Source organism: Bacillota bacterium, from assembly GCA_012842395.1.
Classification (GTDB): Bacteria; Bacillota; SHA-98; order UBA4971; family UBA4971; genus UBA6256.
The window spans coordinates 14,278-29,361 of record DUSX01000029.1 but is presented as its reverse complement, the minus strand read 5'-3'; the positions used below and the strand labels follow the sequence as shown (position 1 = coordinate 29,361).

Annotated in this window: 13 protein-coding genes; 1 reads left to right on the top strand and 12 read right to left on the bottom strand. The window is 63.1% G+C overall.

All coding sequences use genetic code 11. The features are described 5' to 3' along the window. The first annotated feature begins 255 nt into the window (after nucleotides 1–255). Entirely contained in the window at nucleotides 256–1,497 is a 1,242-nt protein-coding gene (locus GX515_08360; protein HHY33010.1) for an MFS transporter, read from the top strand. Here GX515_08360 and GX515_08355 read toward each other — a convergent pair. From GX515_08355 to GX515_08300, 12 genes are all read right to left on the bottom strand, one after another. Then, the gene (locus GX515_08355; GenBank protein HHY33009.1) at nucleotides 1,385–1,966 is read right to left on the bottom strand and encodes a DUF501 domain-containing protein; all 582 of its coding nucleotides are present in this window, start codon (nucleotides 1,964–1,966) and stop codon (nucleotides 1,385–1,387) included. The two genes, GX515_08360 and GX515_08355, sit on opposite strands and share 113 nt — an antisense overlap. 265 nt (nucleotides 1,967–2,231) lie before the next feature. After that, nucleotides 2,232–2,639, bottom strand: a complete 408-nt coding sequence (locus tag GX515_08350; GenBank protein ID HHY33008.1) for a S1 RNA-binding domain-containing protein — start codon at nucleotides 2,637–2,639, stop codon at nucleotides 2,232–2,234. A gap of 187 nt (nucleotides 2,640–2,826) precedes the next feature. Next, a complete protein-coding gene (locus tag GX515_08345; protein ID HHY33007.1) occupies nucleotides 2,827–3,138 on the bottom strand; it encodes a septum formation initiator family protein in 312 nt (103 codons plus the stop codon). A gap of 167 nt (nucleotides 3,139–3,305) precedes the next feature. Further along, nucleotides 3,306–3,725 carry a hypothetical protein gene (locus GX515_08340; protein HHY33006.1) on the bottom strand — a complete coding sequence of 140 codons (420 nt, stop codon included), beginning with the start codon at nucleotides 3,723–3,725 and terminating at the stop codon, nucleotides 3,306–3,308. After that, a complete protein-coding gene (gene yabP, locus GX515_08335; protein ID HHY33005.1) occupies nucleotides 3,722–4,012 on the bottom strand; it encodes a sporulation protein YabP in 291 nt (96 codons plus the stop codon). The genes GX515_08340 and yabP overlap by 4 nt, the downstream gene beginning before the upstream one ends. A gap of 179 nt (nucleotides 4,013–4,191) precedes the next feature. Continuing rightward, the gene (gene mazG / locus GX515_08330) at nucleotides 4,192–5,061 is read right to left on the bottom strand and encodes a nucleoside triphosphate pyrophosphohydrolase (protein HHY33004.1); all 870 of its coding nucleotides are present in this window, start codon (nucleotides 5,059–5,061) and stop codon (nucleotides 4,192–4,194) included. A gap of 34 nt (nucleotides 5,062–5,095) precedes the next feature. Continuing rightward, nucleotides 5,096–6,820: a polysaccharide biosynthesis protein gene (locus tag GX515_08325; protein ID HHY33003.1), complete on the bottom strand. Its 1,725-nt coding sequence runs from the start codon at nucleotides 6,818–6,820 to the stop codon at nucleotides 5,096–5,098. A gap of 1,008 nt (nucleotides 6,821–7,828) precedes the next feature. Next, the gene (spoVT, locus tag GX515_08320) at nucleotides 7,829–8,392 is read right to left on the bottom strand and encodes a stage V sporulation protein T (protein ID HHY33002.1); all 564 of its coding nucleotides are present in this window, start codon (nucleotides 8,390–8,392) and stop codon (nucleotides 7,829–7,831) included. 330 nt (nucleotides 8,393–8,722) lie between these two features. Then, nucleotides 8,723–12,331, bottom strand: a complete 3,609-nt coding sequence (gene mfd, locus GX515_08315) for a transcription-repair coupling factor (GenBank protein ID HHY33001.1) — start codon at nucleotides 12,329–12,331, stop codon at nucleotides 8,723–8,725. Nucleotides 12,332–12,843: 512 nt separating this feature from the next. Further along, nucleotides 12,844–13,329 carry a hypothetical protein gene (locus tag GX515_08310; protein HHY33000.1) on the bottom strand — a complete coding sequence of 162 codons (486 nt, stop codon included), beginning with the start codon at nucleotides 13,327–13,329 and terminating at the stop codon, nucleotides 12,844–12,846. Continuing rightward, complete coding sequence (locus GX515_08305) at nucleotides 13,326–13,691, bottom strand: ferrous iron transport protein A (protein ID HHY32999.1); 366 nt, start codon at nucleotides 13,689–13,691, stop codon at nucleotides 13,326–13,328. The genes GX515_08310 and GX515_08305 overlap by 4 nt, the downstream gene beginning before the upstream one ends. Further along, nucleotides 13,688–15,064, bottom strand: coding sequence for a ferrous iron transporter B (locus GX515_08300; protein ID HHY32998.1), 1,377 nt, complete (start codon nucleotides 15,062–15,064; stop codon nucleotides 13,688–13,690). Before GX515_08300 ends, GX515_08305 begins: the two co-directional genes overlap by 4 nt. Nucleotides 15,065–15,084 lie beyond the last annotated feature (20 nt).

Below are 15,084 nucleotides of genomic sequence, written 5' to 3'. Positions count from 1 at the left end.
GAACTCTCCCACAATGTGTCGTCTCGTCCCAAATATGATGTCGCCCCAGCCCAGTTGAAGCCCACAGAGCCGTCGCTGGGGTCGTGCGCACTGGCAATTACCTGGGAAGTTCAACGGCCTCATGGCAGCGTATTAGTAGACACGCCTTTCAGCCCGGCGCCATTTCAGCTGGCGGGTGAGCGCCCTTCGGCTTTTCCTGCGATTTTTCTACGTGCTTGCAAGGATATCCTTCCGCTGGGTCGAATATCATGATTCATGCGTAAACGTCTCGAGCTTGCCGCAGTAACATCCGGACACCTGGTGAATGACCTGTACGCAGCCTTCCTCACGCCGCTGTTGCCGATGCTCGTGGCGAAGTTCGACATGTCTCTAGCGGTGGCAGGGCTTCTCTCCGCAGTATACGCCATCACCTCGTCGGTCGTTCAGCCTCTCGTGGGACACCTCGCCGACACTACCAAAAGCAGGGCCTTCATCGTCCTCGGCCCGACGGTGACCGCCACAGCCATGTGCATGATCGGTCTTGCTGGCAGCCAGGGTCTGCTCGTGGCCCTGCTCGTTATCGGCGGGATCGGCTCGGGCATGTTCCACCCCCAGGGCGCCGCAATGGCTGGCTCAATAGACCAGACCCGTAAAGGATTCGTTCTGTCGGTGTTTACGACAGCGGGAGAGGTCGGGTATGCCCTCGGACCTCTCGTGGTGCTCTCAGTCGTGAGCACGCTCGGCCTGCGGTACACTTACGTCACGGTCATCCCAGGCATCCTTGTCTCTCTCTTCATATACCGTTTCGCACCACGTCGTCGCACGGCCAGCCGCCCCGGTCTTGGCGAGGCAAGACGCTCCCACCCGGCGCCGGCAAACGATGCCTCCGCCGCCGATGGAGCCCTGACCAGCAGCGGGCAGAGTGGGAAGGTGCCCGTTGGGGCGCTCGTGATGCTCTGGATCATCGCGGCCCTGCGCCTGGCCGTCTCCATGAGCTACACCACGTTCCTGCCCATCTATCTGAAAGAGATTGGCCTGCCGCTCATGGTGTACGGGTCCGTGGCGTCGGTATTCGTGGCCGCCGGCATCGTCGGCATCATGGTGGCGGGGCCAGCGGCCGACAGAATGGGGCCATTCAAGTTGATGATCGCAGGCCTGCTGGCGCCCATCCCGCTCCTGCTCGGGTTCATGCGCGCGAACGGCCTCGCCTCGTACGCGCTGCTCGCTGCGGCCGGGTTCACCATATATCTCCCCATGCCCATCATCACGATGACCGCCCAGAATCTCGCGCCGGCAAGAGCGGGCACGGTTTCGGCGTTCATGATGGGCGTCGCGTGGGGGGCGGGGTCGCTCGGTGCAGCAGGCATAGGGGTCGTCGCGGATGCCCTCGGCATTCGGACGGCGCTCACTCTTCTCCCCGGGGTGCTCGCCGTGGCCGCGGCGCTTGCCTTCGCTCTGGAGGGCCAAGCTCACCGCGCGCCTTCTCTACGAGCAGCTCACGAACCCACTTCCCGATAGGGTTCGTTCCGCGTGCTAAGTAATCGGCATAGTGGGCGTGGAGACACTTGATCCCCGCAGCATCAGGCTTCCCAAGCACGCCGCCGATTCCGGAGCGCGCCACTACCTCATACTGGCCCGGATGCTCCGCGGCGAGACGCGCTGCCTCGTCGGCCGGGAGGAGGGACAGGCGGTAGTTCGCGTACGACCTTGTCGCCTCACGGTAGGCCTCGAAGGCGGACGCGTCGCCCGCAAGCCTTCGCTGCAGCTCCCTCACGTATCCCAGGGCTTCGAGCTCGGATACCGCTCGCACTGCACCAGGACAGGTGAGCCAGAACACGGTGGGAAACGGCTTCACGCGCCTTTCTGGAGACGTGCCACCGTCCTCGCGGAGGACCGGCCTCGTCACGATGGTCTCCGGGAGGCCAAACGGGCACCGTGTCGCTACCCGGAGGAACCCCCGTGGCTTCCTGCCTATTTGTCTTTCCACGATCTCCTCGTCTGTCAGGCCCGTCCATTGGGGTCTGCGCTCCATAGGGCACATTGAAGAAACAGCCGGTGGCCTAAGCACACCGGCTTTCCTCTCACTCCACTCTTTCCTGATTCTTCATTGCTCGATGTTCGATCCTGTCGTTGTTTGTCTCTCGCGTCAAAATCGTTCGTCTTCGTCTTGCTCTTCCGAATCGTGCCCGTGAGATGGTTGTCTTTTCTGCGGGGCAACACAGCCGGGCTAACGAGACCATGCGATCCGGCCTCTACGCCCCTCCTACTCTGGAGTAGCGAGTGCCGCGCCCACCCCGCTTCGATTCCTGGCTTTTCTTGAGGTCTGACAGCCGCTCGTCGCTGTCTTTCAAGAACTTTGATAGCTTCTCCTCAAAGGACTGCCTTGCGGCCGCGTTCATCCTTCTGCCGCGACCGGGCTGGTAATTCGGATCAGCCTGCTTGATCGACAACCCGATCCTGCCGTTTTCCACGGCCAGAATCTTCACTTTCACGACGTCGTTTTCTTTCAAGTAGTCCTTTATGTCTCGTACATACGTGTCAGCAACTTCAGAAATGTGAACCAGTCCGGTCTGACCCCCGGCCAGTTCGACGAAGGCTCCGAAGTGCGTGATTCCCGTCACGCGGCCCTCGACGATGCTGCCTACCTCGAGCGACGGCATACCTGGTGAACTCCCCCTCGTGTGGTCGTGGTCAGCAAGAAACAGAGCCCGAATTTCAGTTCATTATACTTCGTACGGTGCGGTTGTGTCAATCCAAACCCAAGCGCGCCAGGCCCTAGGCTCAGCCAGAAGACCAGCGGACACGGCATCTGAGACCTTCGCTGCCCGGCTACGCGAGCCCGCCGGCCTAGTCACGAATGCTCGCAGGGTCGACCCCCTGCCTTTTCATGACGGCGGGGGGCGAATCAGGGTTGCGCGGCTGAGCGACAATGAACGGCACCTCGCCCGGCTTTACGAGGCCCAGCTCCTCACGGGCCACCTTCTCAACATATTCGTCGCTGGAGAGGTATTCGATCTGCTTTCGCAGTTCCTCGCACTTGGCTTCCCAGACTTGGATCTCCTTCTGCACCACGGAGATCTGGTAGTTCACCCGCACGAGCTCGAGATAGCCTCTGAGGTACAGGAACGCGATCCCGAACATGAATAGACCGACTAGCACCCGCCTGATCGGCTTCCAAGACGATTGGTTCGGCTTGTCTCCCGCGGCCAGAGCAACCACCTTCGCCTTTCTGCAACCTCCGGGCCCCGGGCTCCTGTCTCCGAATGCAGCGGCGCCCCCTATTGGGCCGTTGTTTGCTATTCGACGTCTTCCCGGCCAATCCCTTCTTACCGTCTCCGTCGCGGACGCGGAAGCCTGAAAACGCCGTGAGCAGCCCGACGCATCCTGAAGGAGGCTTCACGAAACCCCAGCCTTGCTCGCCTTCTCACACGGCGACAGCCCTCGACCACCGACACCGCGCTTCCCATCACTCGCCGACCTAGGACCGCCCTGTATCCAGCGAAACCCGCGGCGAACCCGAGGAACATGAAAAACCTGACCTCCCCCCAGCAGGTGGCGAGGAGAAACGTGAACGCGACGGTGGTCGCGAAGAGCGAGAACAACAAATCGCCCGCAGCCGTGGCAACCGGGCCCAGCCCCAGCACAGACCTGGCGACACGGTAAAGGTCGAAGAACACGCCAACGATGACGCCCGTAAGAATCGTCACTAGAAGTGTGAACGCCTGCGATTCGACCGGCTCAATCACTTCAGCAGCCGCCCCAAGAAGCTCCTGGCCTTCTTGCCGACTTCCTCGGCATACTCCATGCCTGCAAGATACCCTTCGATGGTCAGGTTTCCCTCATCGAGGTTGAGTTGCTTGATGTGGAAATCCCTCCCGTGCAACATCAACATCCCCGCTGTCGTCTCAAGGACTACTTCCTGGTCATCGAAGCTCTCCACGTTGTTGACGCCGTCAACCGCTATCGTCTCGCGTTCAGTAACCGTCACCCTGTGCTGCGACGACACGGCTGTCCGCCTCTTCTCGTCAATCATCCCTCTTCCCTCCTCGTGCGAAGGTGCGCAACTCGTTGCCGCATTTCCGGCGGTTGCCCGGTCGTGGGCCTTTCCTGATGAATGGTTATGCCAGTCCCCACAAAAAAAGACCTGCCTTGGGACAAACCAGGCAGGTCTCACCCTATCCGTCATGCGGCGTGGTTGGGCACTCAAAAGGCCTACGGCTTCCGTGCGCTGTGCCGTTCCTCCCCGCTCCTCGACACGCTCTTGGCCTCCTCCCACAAGGAGTCCATCTCGTCGAGGGTCATGTCCTCCATGCGGCGGTTGCTCTCACCTGCGCGCGCCTCGATGTGCTTGAACCGCGTGATGAATTTGTCCACCGTGCGCCCGAGAGCGATCTCCGGGTCCACCTTGAGGAACCTGGCCACGTTCACGAAGGCGAAAAGCACATCGCCGACCTCCTCGGCGATCCGCGCTTGGTCTCCCGCCTCTCGTGCCTCCTCCAGCTCGTGCATTTCTTCTCGGACCTTTGCGAGCGCCCCGGAGACATCCGGCCAGTCAAAGCCCACCCTCGACGCTTTCGCCTGGACCTTCAACGCCCTCATGAGAGCGGGCATTGCACCCGCGACGTTGTCTAGGACCGACGCCGGTTCGCCGGCTTCGTCCGATCTCTCTTTTTGCTTTATCCGCTCCCAATTGCGCAGCACAGTCTCGCTGTCCTTCGCCTCGACATCGCCGAACACGTGGGGGTGACGCCGGATGAGCTTGCTGACGATTCCCTCGATGACGTCGCCCACATCAAACTTGCCGGCCTCGCTCGCGATCTGGGAGTGGAACGCTACCTGGAGAAGCAGGTCGCCTAGCTCCTCGCACAGCTCCGCATCGTCGTGGTCGTCTATGGCCTGGACCACTTCGTAGGCTTCCTCGACTACGTAAGTTCTGAGAGATTCGTGAGTTTGCTTGCGGTCCCAGGGACATCCGCCTTCACCCCGGAGCCTTCGCATCACTTCAACGAGCGGGGCCAGCGAATAGCGGCCCGTCGCATCGTTCGCGGTTTTCGCCTGGTTGTCCCTGCACCTCGTCGCCATCTCTTGCACCTTCCCCTAGCCCAGTACTCAACACTCAACGACGCAGGAGGCCAAGCCGTTCAAGGACGCTCGCGATCTTCCCCCCGCCGGGGAAAACCTCAAGTTCGTGCCGGCCGACGACTCCCGTGACGAGCAGCGCCAGCCCGTACACGGCGACCGCCACCACTATAGCGGCAAGCGCGCCCAGGGTGTTGCTGGCAACTGCCCGATACACTCCTGCGTACGCCGCCCTTGCCACCAAAGCCATCACCGCGACGCCCAAGACCGGTTTCACTGCTGTGTTCATGACGTCAATGCTCAGGCCGAGCATCCGCACGAGCGCCGCCACGTTAAGGAGCCCCGCCACAGCAAAGGCGGCTACAGTGCCATATGCCGCGCCCCGGATGCCGTATGCAGGCATGCCGGTGAGCACGAGGCTCACGACCAGCTTCGCCAACGCGCCCTTCGCCAGGTTCCGCACAGGCACCGTAACCTCGCCGAGCCCCTGCAGAATGCCTGAGCTGACTTGCTGGAGCGCCAGGAATACGGTGCCAAACGCAAGGGCGCGCAGCGGAACAGCGACTTCCGCAGGCCACCTGAGCATGATCGAGAACTCCTTGGCGAACACGAAGAGCCCTACCGCGGACGGAAGCGCAAACAGGAAACCTAGCCTGATGGCCTCCTCGGCTCTCGCCGAAAGCGTGCTCCTGTCGCGTCGCGCCAGGGCTTCGGAGATCGCTGGCACGGCGCTCGCCGCCACCGCCGACGTGACAAGCGTCGGAAAGTACATGAGGGGTTGCGCCATGCCCGTTAGCCGCCCGAAAAGCCTCGTGACCTCGTCGGGTGAGAATCCCGCACTGGCGAGACGCATGGGCACAATAGCTATATCGAGGAACTGCATGAGCGGCATTATCGCCGCGGCGAGCACCACCGGCAACGACAGGTCGAAGATGCGACGAACGAGCGCCAGCGTAGAGCCCATGTAATCCTCGATGGCACGCGCCCCGCCCCCCGGTGCGCCGTCCTCAGCCGCGGAGCGGCCGCGGCTTTCCCCATCGCCACGACGTCTCGCCCCGCCACCCTCCCTGCCGCTCCTTGCAAAGACCGCCCTCACCTGGGCCCATGACACCTTCCATGACCCTGGCACGTGCTGAAGCCTGAAATACGCAACGAGTAATACTAGGAAACCCGCGGCCCCGCCGAGCACCGCGCCAAGGTTCGCTCCCGCCGCCGAGAATTCAACCCCCCGCGGCAAGAGGAGCCATGCGAGGCCGATCATGGCGGAGACCCGCACTACCTGCTCGCTCACTTGCGAGAGCGCGCTCGGCCCCATTTCTTGCATGCCTTGGAAGTATCCGCGGAACGCCGACGTTACCGACAGGATGAGCACAGCCGGCGACACAGCTACGATAGCAAGAGCCGCCCGGGCGTCCCGCGCCACGTACCTGGCGATCGGCCCCGCTCCCAGGGCGAGGGCTGCCGAGAAGAACGTGCCCGTTAAAAAGAGGATCGCCGTGGCGACCTTCAGGACCTTAAGGGCGCCCGCAGGGTTGTTCCTCGCTGTCTGCTCAGCTACGAGCTTCGATACCGCCACCGGCACCCCTGCCGTCGAGACTACCAGGAACACCCCGTAAACGGGATAAGCCATCTGGTACAAGCCGACGCCCTCGTCCCCGATGAGCGAGGGCAGGACGATCCGGGAGACCGCGCCCAGAAACCTGTTGGCCAAGCCCGCTGCGGCGAGGATCGCCGCCCCTCTGATGAGAGACTTTCTTGTCATCTACCGATGCCTCGCATGCCCTAATGGGTACTTAACGCACGCCCCAATGCCCGCGGGCTGCCTGCGCGCTAGCACCAGAGCGTGCGCGCGGCGTCAAGTCCTTCACTCGCGACCGCCGTCCTCGGCAATCGCGAGATGCGCCGGCGGTGGGAGACGCACAGGCCAATTGTACTACAGCGCAGGCTTGCAGGCAACACGAACGCCGCCTGTCACTTCAGGTTCACACTACCGCGTTCCCACCGACACCACCGTGCCGATGGACAGCCTGCCGGGGCCAACTTTGCAGGTCCCCGTGAGGGAGCACCGGTCCAACGAGGCACATCGGTTCATCGGTTCAAGGAGGCACATCGAAGCACACCCACTGCGCGGAGTTGCCGGTGTTACGCTCGGCGATGCCGCCCCGAGCGGCGCCCGCTTAGCCAGGCCATAACCGAGCCCGTCCGGCTAGGCGGCAGGTTCCGACACCCCCTCACCCAATCACCGGCAACCCGAGAGTTCGGAAAGCGAGAGAAGACCGGATAACCTTATGCTGCTGAGGCGGGTGGCGTAGACGGGCTAGGGACGGAAGCAGGCAGCCAGCCCATACGGCTCGCTGCCTGCTTCCGTCGACAGGCTGCCCCCTCAGGGGAGCCACTACCTTACCCTGGTGACCCACGTTCCGACTCGGGTTGCGCGAGATCCTGACGGCCACCCCGACCCCATCCCCCAGCCCACCTGGGAATCGTCGAGCAAAAGGGGAAAGGTGGACGGAGAGCCCGAATGAACACCGGCTAAGCATAGCGCCACAAGTTCTCGTCTCACTTCTTGACGGCGCGGGGTTGCCGGTGCTTGCACGACGGGGCGTGGAGAATTCGGCCGTCCTAAGCGCCGAATTCGAACGAGGCGCGCCGCAAGCGCGCCGTCCCCGGAGGGCAACACCGGCAACCCTGAGCAGGACCACTCTGCCGAAAAGTAGCGCGGACTCTTGACGACATACTTAGACGCACAGGATACTGGCTCAAATCACCGTTACTGCTCCATCTGCTTGGCTAGGAATCCCGCGGCGGTCTCAGCCAGTTTCAGCTCGAGGTCACCCATCTTGACGTTGGGATCCATCGAAGAAAGTATCACAGCCCCGATCGGGTCGCCTTCCGCGATGATCGGCGCGATCACCTGGCTAGAGAACTTGCAGTCTCTGGCATCCTCAACCACCGGGCAGGTCTCGCAGTACTCGTGCTTTCCCGGCTCGTTGATGATGACGGACTTGCGGGTTTCCATGGCTTTTTCGACAGCCGGAGATACCCGCTTGTCCATGAACTGCTTCTTTGGCCCTCCGGCCACCGCGATGATGGCGTCACGGTCGGCGATACATGCGATATGTCCTGTAGATTCATACAACGAATCCGCGTACTCTTTCGCGAAGTCGCCGAGCTCTCCGATGGGCGAGTACTTCTTGAGGATCACCTCTCCCTCGCGGTCGACGAAGATCTCGAGCGGGTCGCCTTCGCGGATTCGCAGCGTTCTTCTGATCTCCTTGGGGATGACTACCCTGCCAAGGTCATCGATGCGTCTCACAATGCCCGTAGCCTTCACCGTCGTCCCTCCTCTCGAGTTGGTCTCGTTTAGCTCTGTCTTCACTGATAGCCTATTGCATTAATGACATTTTTATTCAGTTTTGCCACCCACCCGTCAAACCTCGGGCGCTCGGGCACTCGGGCGCTCTTTCGACTGCGCCGCAGCCAGCTTGGGGTGGGGGCGTTTGGCCTGGACCGTGATTCCAACACTGTGCCATTGGGCTCGCCCGCTTTCCAACCCCGTCTCGCAGAGTATATGGTATCCAAGTGCGCAACAATCATGCAGAGCTACCCGGCTGAGGCTCCCACCCCTTACCACCCATTACCAGCGAGTTGCCGTGCCGGGCGGCTATCCTCCGATGGAGGTCGCGCTGCCTTGCCGGCGACCAGTGGCAAGCCCCCGTATCCCCTGGTCGCGGCCGAGCCGCGTCTTCGATGGCCGCTGCCGGACACGCTGGAGCGTGTCCTCGACCAAACGAAGGAGGTCCTCATCAGAGAGGCCGTCGCGCCTGATTCGCACGGAAGGGCTCTTGCCGAAGTTCGCATACACCCTGCCCCGGTTCGCCCTGACGGCCTCCATGACTTGGTCTTGCGAGACTCTCGAGGCAGGAAGCAGCTTCACGACGACCTGGTCGCGTTCGGACGCTACCTGAGCCACGCCGATGTCTCTTGCAACAGCACGGATGCGCGCGATGGCAAGAAGGTTCCGGCACGGCTCCGGTGCCGGCCCGAACCTGTCCTCCATCTCTTCCTCAAGGTCGTTGACGTCGTCAACCGTAGAGGCAGCGTTGATCTTCTTGTACATCTCGATCTTCAACCTCAAGTCGGCGATGTAGTCGTCCCCGATGAAGGCGCTCACGCCCAAGTCGATGACGGGCTCGGTCTTTTCCTCCTCGGCCGCCGTGGTGCCGCGCAGCTCCTTCACGGCCTCCTCCACGAGACGCGAGTATAACTCGAACCCGACAGCCGCGATGTGGCCGTGCTGCTCGGCGCCGAGGAGGTTGCCGGCACCCCTGATCTCGAGGTCACGCATGGCGATCTTGAAGCCCGACCCGAAGTCCGTGAACTCGCGAATCGCCGAGAGCCTTTTCTCCGCAACCTCGGACAGAACGCCGTCCCTACGGTACATGAAGTATGCGTATGCCACACGGTTGCTTCGCCCCACCCGCCCCCGCAGCTGGTACAGCTGGGCCAGGCCGAGCATGTCCGCGTCTGTCACCACGAGCGTGTTGACATTAGGTATATCGAGCCCGTTCTCGATGATGGTCGTAGCAACCAGCACGTCGTACTCGCGATCCATGAATTTGAGCATGACCTCTTCCAGCCTGTCCTCCGGCATTTGGCCGTGAGCTACCCCGATCCTGGCCTCCGGAACGAGCCGGGCGAGGAACATCGCCGCGGAATCGATGGTCTGTACGCGGTTGTGCACGTAATACACCTGGCCGCCTCTGGCGAGCTCGCGCACGATCGCCTCGCGGATCACCGTATCGTCGTGCTCCATCACGTAGGTGCGCACGGGGAACCTATCCTCGGGAGGCGTTTCGATCACACTCATATCTCGGACGCCAGTAAGAGCCATGTGAAGCGTCCTCGGGATTGGAGTCGCCGTTAATGTAAGAACGTCCACGCTCTTTCTTAGTTCCTTCAAAAACTCCTTGTGTGCGACCCCGAACCTTTGCTCCTCGTCGACCACCACGAGGCCGAGGTCGTGGAACTTCACGTCCGGCTGAAGCAACCGGTGGGTGCCGATGACTATGTCTATCCCGCCCCTGCGCAGCTCCTTCAGGATATCGCGCTGCTCCGCCTCTGATTGGAATCGCGATAGCGCGGCGATCCGAACCGGGTAGCCCGCGAACCTGTCCTTGAAGGTGGTGAAGTGCTGCTGAGCCAGGATCGTCGTGGGCACGAGGACTGCTACCTGTTTCGAGTCCATGACGGCCTTGAAGGCCGCTCGGATCGCGACCTCGGTCTTGCCGTACCCGACGTCTCCACAGAGAAGCCGATCCATAGGTCTCGGCTTCTCCATGTCCGCCTTCACCTCGGCGATCGCGTTAAGTTGGTCCGGGGTCTCCTCGTAAGGGAACGCGTCCTCGAACTCTTTCTGCCACGGCGTGTCAGGGCTGAACGCATGCCCGCGTATAGCCTCGCGCGCTGCATAGAGCTCGAGAAGCCCCCGGGCCATATCGCGGACGGACTCTTTAACCTTTGCCTTCACCCTGCTCCATTCGGTCCCGCCCAGCTTGTAGAGCTTGGGCGGGGAGTCCTCGGGACCGATGTACTTTTGCAGAAGACCGATCTGGTCTGTGGGTACGTACAGCCTATCCTCCCCGGCGTACTGGATCAGCAGGTAATCACGCTTCGCACCAGCGGCTTCAAGCGTCTTGATGCCCATGTACCTCCCTATGCCGTGCGCCACGTGCACCACGTAGTCGCCCGGCCTAAGGTCCGTGAACGCAGCGAGCCGCGATCCCGCGCTTTGAGCCTGCGGGAGCCTGCGCTTGCGCCTCTCCGCCCCGTAGAGCTCGGCATCGGTGAGCACCACAAGTCGCAGTGAGGGAAGTTCGAAGCCGCTCTCGAGGGAACCCGCACTCACGATGACGTTCCCCGGCTTGACCTCATCGGTGATGGACGGCACGCAGGTGGCCTCGATGCCGTTCTCCACCATGACCTCACGGAACCGCCGAGCGCGGTCTTCAGTGCTGACGACCACGACCACCCGGTGCTTTTTCCTGCGCCAGGCCTTGAGGTCCTTCACGAGCAAGTCGAACTTGCCGTGGTAGGGACTCGCAGGCTTCCCGGAAAACAACCTGACGCGGTCTGTGTTGCTGATATCCGTGCCCCGGGCCAGGAGCACGAATTCCAGGCGCTGGTAGCGACCAAGGCACGCCATGGCCTCCTCGGCGGAGGCAAAGAGCGAGACCTCCATCGGAAGCACCCTTCCGGCCTCCAGGAGGGTCGCGTACGCCTCGCGCACCTCAGCCTCGAAGCCAACGAACGCCTCCCGTAGGCGCGCGGGTTCATCCACGACGACCACCGGGTCAGCGGCGTAGTCGAGAATCGTGCCGAGCCGTCCGTAGAACGCCGGAGCGTACTGGTCCTCGCCGTCGAACGTGAGACCTTCACGGAGCTTTTCGAGGGCGGAATCGGTCCGGTCGCGAAGCGACCTCGCCTCGGTCACGCGCCCGAGCCCCTCGAGTCGTTTACACTGGGCGGCGGCTTGAGCCTCGATGCGGGCCAGGCCTGCCTCGCGGGCGTTTTGCGAGACCAAAAACTCGCGCGCCGGCGCGAGGCTCGCGTGGTCCACCTCGCGGCTCGACCGCTGGCTCGCCGGGTCGAACTCCCTAATGGAGTCGATCTCGTCGTCGAAGAACTCAATTCGTAGGGGCGACGCGGAGTCTGGGGGAAAGACATCGAGGATGTCGCCCCTCGCGGAAAACTGCCCGCGCCTTTCCACGAGTTCCGCCCTCTCGTAACCCATTCCAGCGAAACGGGTAATGAGGGAATCCCTGTCGTGCCTTTCGCCGGTTTTGAGGGTCAGTGAGAACTCCGAGAACACCTCTGCCGGCACGAGCCTTCTCGCGAAGGCCCTCGCGGGTACTACCACCAGAGCCCGCCTGCCCCTGGAAAGGCACGCCTTGACGGCAAGCCTTTGGGACAGCACGTCGGCGCTCTCTCTGGCCTCCTCGTGAGGCCACAGCTCGAGTGCTGGAAAGCTCATCACTTCCGCCGGCGAAAGCAGCGTGGCGAGGTCTTCCCCAAGCCTCCCGGCCTGCTGCGGGCTGTACGTCACCACGATGAACGGACGCCCGGGCACGGCCCGGTACAGGGCAGCAAGGACATAGCTCTTCATCGACCCGCCAAGCCCCAAAACCACCTGGGAAGGGGTCTTTCTCTCGAGACCAGAGGCGATGTTGGCGAACTCGGGAGACTCCCGGAGCACTGAGAGAAAGCTGTTCAAGAAGCACTCCTCCTGGGACCGTCATTCACAGTGGGACCGCCACTCACATCAGGCTCGTCCGCGTCGGGCTCGTCCGCGCCTCAGCCGCACGTACGGGTATCCCGCGGGTCAAGGCGCGTCGGCGTGCGCCGCGCCGGCCGCGAGCGCGTCGGTCAAGAGCGAGGGCACGCAGGCGCCAAGCGGCCGGGGAAGGCCCGCACGCGTCTCCGCCTCCCCCCGCTCCCCGCTCCCCCGCGCCCCAGGGCGCAGCCTTGGGCGCGCCCGAGTGCGAGAGAAGAAAGACAGGGCTGTAAATGCCCATGCCGAAAAGGGCTTTAGAAGCCCAACACCCCGTCTAAAGCCCTGCCGACGCCGGTGTTTTCTGTTCTTGCCCGCGCTTCATTATATTATCCCAGACGAAACTAAGTCAATTCCGCCTCCGCCGGGTCCCAGGGCACCGCCTCGGCCCAAATGTGATGTCGCCTCTCGGCCCAGTTGAAGCCCATGGAGCCGTCGCTGGGTTCGCGCCGCGCTTACAGGCGCCCGCCCGCACCAACCAGCGCCACTATCGCTAGGTTCCAGGCGGCATGCGCGAGCACGGCCGCGGCCACCGCGAACAACGGCTCGAGCGTGACGGTGAGCACCGCCTGGGTCACAGCGCCGAAGGCGGCGTGGCTCAAGAGGCTCATGGCCCCCGCCGCAAGCCCGCGCGCCGATAACGAGGCAGGCTCGCCCTCCGGCCCGGGCTCGGGGTCGGGCCCGTGCCAGAGCCATGCTGAAGCGTCATACACCGCCTCAACCGCGCCGAAACCGAGGTGCACCGCTAGGACGGGCGCCGCCATCGCCAGCGCGAAGCCCGTCTTCGCGGTCTCCTCCACGCCCGGGCCGAGGACGAACGCCAGAAGCGGACCCGGCCGCCCGCCTCGCGATGCCGCCCTGTTGAACAAAAAAGCCGCCCCCGACGCAAGGACAGAGGCCAGGAGGGATCGAAGCCCTGTGAGGAACAAGCCTTTCGTCATCCACCTGCGTTGCGAGGCCGCCCATCCAAGCGCGTCAACCGCTCGACCTCGATTTGTCGCGCGATGGAGCGGTCGATGGCAACCCGCGTGTTCCCAACCTCGAGGACGAACGCTGGGAACGTCAGGTTCACCGTGACTTCGCTCCCAGGAAGGACGGCCATGGCAAGGAGTTTCTGGAGGAGCCGCGCGTTTGCGCTCTTGACGCGCACCACCCGCCCGCGCTCGCCTACCATGAGTGCTGCAAGCTCACACGTGGGCCCGCGGCCCTCGCGGATTATTGTGCCGCTTCGAACGCGGAATATCCTCGCCCCGCTTGTCGGGCCGGTAGCGCCGCCTGCGCCATTCCATCCTCCCGCGCTCATAACGCCAGGCCGCTCCACGTCAAGACGAGATTGAGCACGCAACCCCAGGCAAAAGCGACTCCAACGGCTAGCCCTGCGATGGCAAGCGCCACGCGCCAGCCCCGTTCTTTCCACATCATGGCAAACTGGGCCACGCACGGGACGAACAACGTAAGGACCACGCACGCCACAACGAGGTCGGGGCCGGTCAGCTTGCCTGCGACCACCAGATCGTAAAGCCCCGCCGCGCCATAGTCCCGGCGGAAAAACCCAAATAGGAACGCGGACGCCACTTCGGGCGGAAGGCCCATGAGCCTCACCGGCACTTCCAGTAACCTGAGCGCGAGCTGGAACAAGCCTGTCATCCTGCCGAGCCAGATCACAATGCTCGCGCCCATGAAGAGCGGCATCACCTCAAAGAAGTACCACTTCATCCGGGTGAAAGTCTTGGTGAGCACGTTCGAGGCGACGGGCACCCGGAGCGGGGGCACCTCCATATAGAAGACCGGCCTCTCCCCGGGAATGAACCGCGAGGATGCGTACCCGGCGGCCAGGAAGGTACCTCCCACTACGCCAACCCACAGGAGAAGCGCCCGCGGCCTCGTCGCCAGCATCCCCAGGATCACGCCGAGTTGCGCCGAACATGGCACCGCCAGCGCAAGGAGCAAGGTGGCGATCGTCCTCTCCCGCTTGGTCTCGAGAGTGCGTGTCACCATCGTGGCCATCGTGCCGCAGCCGAAGCCCAACGTTATCGGGATCACCGCGCGTCCGCTCAGGCCCACCAGCTTGAAAGCAGCATCGGCCATGAGGGCCAGCCGCGGCAGGTAGCCCGTATCCTCGAGGACCGAGAACATCAGGAAGAACGTGCCCACGATGGGCAGCACGATCGCCACGGAATAGCGAAGCCCCAACGTGATGAGGCCGTACTCACCGGCGATAAGCTCCCTTAGGCTGACGCTAGCTATGTGCCGTGCCACGAACGCATTCACGGCGGGGTTCACGATCTCGCCGAACACCCGTCTTTCAAGGAAGTCCACGAGTGTGCCCGCGCCGAACGTTCCGACAAACCGGTAGAGCCCGAAGTAAAGTACCAAGAGAAGCAGCGGCACGGCCGTCGGGGGGAAAAGCGTGACGAAATCCAGAACCCGCGCAGCGCAACTCCGCCCCCGGCCACGACGCGCGGCCGTCCTGGTCACGCGGCGGGCAATGACGTCCGCTCTCCCTTGTCGCTCAATCCCAATGAGGTATGACAGAGGGAGGTCGCAGCAGCTTGCGGTGGACTCCACGATCGCGCGGATCCGCTCGTAACGCTCGCGGCCCTCGCTGCGGCGCACGAGGGCGTGGACATCCTTGGCGCCGGAAAGAAGCAGCAGCGCGATGGCCTTCCGGGACATTGAGTAACGCCCATGGAGCT

Excerpts from the sequence above, each read along its gene's own strand:
- yabP (HHY33005.1), bottom strand. The coding sequence starts at position 4,012 with ATGATTGACGAGAAGAGGCGGACAGCCGTGTCGTCGCAGCACAGGGTG.
- GX515_08310 (HHY33000.1), bottom strand. The coding sequence starts at position 13,329 with ATGACGAAAGGCTTGTTCCTCACAGGGCTTCGATCCCTCCTGGCCTCT.
- GX515_08325 (HHY33003.1), bottom strand. The coding sequence starts at position 6,820 with ATGACAAGAAAGTCTCTCATCAGAGGGGCGGCGATCCTCGCCGCAGCG.
- GX515_08360 (HHY33010.1), top strand. The coding sequence starts at position 256 with ATGCGTAAACGTCTCGAGCTTGCCGCAGTAACATCCGGACACCTGGTG.
- GX515_08350 (HHY33008.1), bottom strand. The coding sequence starts at position 2,639 with ATGCCGTCGCTCGAGGTAGGCAGCATCGTCGAGGGCCGCGTGACGGGA.
- GX515_08305 (HHY32999.1), bottom strand. The coding sequence starts at position 13,691 with ATGAGCGCGGGAGGATGGAATGGCGCAGGCGGCGCTACCGGCCCGACA.
- GX515_08300 (HHY32998.1), bottom strand. The coding sequence starts at position 15,064 with ATGTCCCGGAAGGCCATCGCGCTGCTGCTTCTTTCCGGCGCCAAGGAT.
- mazG (HHY33004.1), bottom strand. The coding sequence starts at position 5,061 with ATGGCGACGAGGTGCAGGGACAACCAGGCGAAAACCGCGAACGATGCG.